The organism is Pseudoalteromonas atlantica (assembly GCA_007988745.1).
Taxonomy (GTDB): domain Bacteria; phylum Pseudomonadota; class Gammaproteobacteria; order Enterobacterales; family Alteromonadaceae; genus Pseudoalteromonas; species Pseudoalteromonas atlantica.
In genome coordinates, this window is sequence record BJUT01000110.1 from 1 (window position 1) to 1,853 (window position 1,853).

Annotated in this window: 1 protein-coding gene; it reads left to right on the plus strand. The window is 37.7% G+C overall.

All coding sequences use genetic code 11. The annotated features are described in order from the left end of the window. Positions 1-303 precede the first annotated feature (303 nt). Positions 304-1,617, plus strand: coding sequence for a S41 family peptidase (locus PAT01_RS19875; RefSeq protein WP_064387009.1), 1,314 nt, complete (start codon positions 304-306; stop codon positions 1,615-1,617). Positions 1,618-1,853: the final 236 nt, after the last annotated feature.

Genomic DNA, 1,853 nt, shown 5'->3' on the forward strand with positions numbered 1-1,853 from the left:
TAGCGATGGTTTTTAAAAGTGTACGTTTCATGATTATCTTCCTGTTTGGTTAGTCGTGCTTGTTGGTGACAACTTAACTTTAGATAATTCTGAGCGCAGCGACAAACGATAAAAACAAACCTAATAAATGAGAAATACTAACTTATATACTTAGCCTACCCTTCTTTTACAGGCGAAGGTTGGCCGACTAAAAGCTATAAATAAACTTAAATAAACTCAACAATTTACACAATGGTTACCTATTGCCAAAAAAGCATTAGTGTTGTAACTTTGTTAATTAACCCAGTATTTACAAGGATTGTCATGATTAAAAAAACAAAAAATATAATTTTATCTAGCTCAATTTTATTACTCTGTGCATGTGGCGGCTCCTCAGAGAACGAAGGCGATATTATAAGTTCCGACCCTGCAGTATGTGCTAGTCAAACAGCACAAAACGAAGCCCTTTGGGACTACCTTCAAACAGATTACCTTTGGAGTGAACAGCTAAATACCTCAACAAACCCATCTACATTTGACTCATTAAGCGATTTAATGACCGAAGTTAAATCGCAAGTAGAATTAGATAAATACAGTTATGTAGTCACTGCACAAGAATATGAAGACCGATACCTTAACGCGAGTTATTTTGGTTATGGTTTAGCAAACAAAATAGAATCTAACGGTCTTCTTGTAAAGTATGTATTTGACGATGGTAATGCAGCAGCTATGGGGTTAACCAGAGGCTCATTAATCACCAAAATGAATGGTGTAAATATTGAAGAAGCAATAACCAACAATACGTTTGACTACGATGCCTTATTGGGGCCTGAAGAAGAAGGTTATACAGTAGACGTAACGTGGATAGATTTAAACGGTGAAGAACAAACCGGCACTATGGCACGCGCAACGGTTAGCACAAACACTATTCTAGACGCCCGCATATTAGAATCTAGTACAGGTAAGGTTGGCTACCTGGCCTTTAATAGTTTTATTGAACGCAGTGCACAAGACTTAGATGACGCATTTTCGTTATTCGAGCAAGAGGACGTTTCAGAGCTAGTACTTGATTTACGCTATAACGGGGGCGGTTACCTTAATGTAGCTAAACAACTAGCAAGCCAAATTGCTGCTGAGAACGTGCTTGGCAAGCCTATGTTTAATTACGAATATAATAAAAACCGTGAAACTAACAGCGTAGATTTCGAGTTAAATAATAATCAACCACGCCTAAATTTACCTCGTGTAGTAATACTTACCACTGAACAAACATTGTCTGCCAGCGAAGTGGTAATAAATGCGCTAGAACCTTACATTGATGTTCAAGTAGTTGGCACAAGCACAGGAGGAAAGCCTGTTGGCATGGATATTAATCAACTTTGTGACCACGTTGTGTTTGCCATAAACTTTAAAATGACTAACTCAGCTGGCTATGGTGATTACTTTGATGGTTTACCTGCAGATTGTTACGCCGAAGATACCATTAATTCTGATTGGGGCGATACCAAAGATCCTCTTCTAAGCGAGGCTCTATACTTGTTAACTAATAATAGTTGCTCAACAACTCAAACAAGCCAGTTACCTAAACAAAAATCGCTTTATAACAATTTTGGTCTATTCGATAAAAACACGATATAACCCGTTTAATTGCATACAAAAAAGCCGATGCAGGGTTATCCCTTCATCGGCTTTTTTATCGCGTTATAAAACGTTTTTATAAAGATAAATCTTCTTTAGCACGCGTTAAATTATGAGATACCAGTGAGTTTTTAGAGATTTGATACGCTTCGTATAAATCTGAAAGGCCTGCGGTGTCTTTTTTAGCCATCATGCGGGCTACACCACGGTTACTTAATGCAAACGATGTAAGTTCG